Genomic DNA, 775 nt, shown 5'->3' with positions numbered 1-775 from the left:
GATTCGCGACGAGGCCCATGCAGATGATCCCGATCACGAGCTGGGTCCATCGATTGGGATCTTTCGCCGCCCCGACGGGCGTGCGGGTGAAGGTGTTTGCCATGTCTGTACGTCTCCGGAAAGGGCGCTCGGTCGGCGCTTCTGATTTCATTGATTGGTGCTGCGAGGTCCTTGATGTGCTTGTTGTCGGAAACCTTGTTCGTGAATGCATTGGCCGGGCTTGCGCCCGGTCCGGTGATCGGAAAGCGCACGCGAATCTGCGTGCGCGGCGCGCCTAGCTCGACGTCTTCGCTTCCAGTTCCGCGAGCCGCTTGCGCAGGTTGCGGTCTTCGGCAAAGCGCTCGGTTTCGTCGCGAATCACGGCGACGATGCCGCTGATCGATTTGTCCGGCGCGTGCAGAAGCGCCACGGTAAATGCGATCGACATCGAGCGGCCGTCCTTGTGAATGGCGGGCACGCGCAGCACGTCGTGGCCATAGCGGGTCACGCCCGTATCCATGGTCTTCTGATAGCCGCTCCAGTGACGCCCGCGCAGGCGTTCCGGGATGATGATGTCGAGCGATTTGCCGAGCGCCTCGTCCTCCGTGAAGCCGAACATGCGCTCAGCCGCGGGGTTCCAGAGGGTGATGGCGCCGTTCGCATCCGAGATGACGATGGCGTCGCCGATCGCGTCGACCAGTTGCTCGAAATCGATGGTGTTTTGCAGGGAGTCGGGGCTGTTCATGGGTACCTGCTCTTCGAGTCTCTTGTATTGCGGGGACCTGCAACGCGCCGC

At 62.5% G+C, this 775-nt stretch carries 1 protein-coding gene; it reads right to left on the bottom strand.

From position 1 onward, the window contains the following. Positions 1 to 274: 274 nt before the first annotated feature. The gene (locus BG61_RS38700) at positions 275 to 706 is read right to left on the bottom strand and encodes a PAS domain S-box protein (protein ID WP_035943756.1); all 432 of its coding nucleotides are present in this window, start codon (positions 704 to 706) and stop codon (positions 275 to 277) included. Positions 707 to 775 lie beyond the last annotated feature (69 nt).

The organism is Caballeronia glathei (assembly GCF_000698595.1).
In the GTDB taxonomy this organism is placed as follows: Bacteria; Pseudomonadota; Gammaproteobacteria; order Burkholderiales; family Burkholderiaceae; genus Caballeronia; species Caballeronia glathei.
This window is presented reverse-complemented; position numbering and strand designations above follow the sequence as displayed.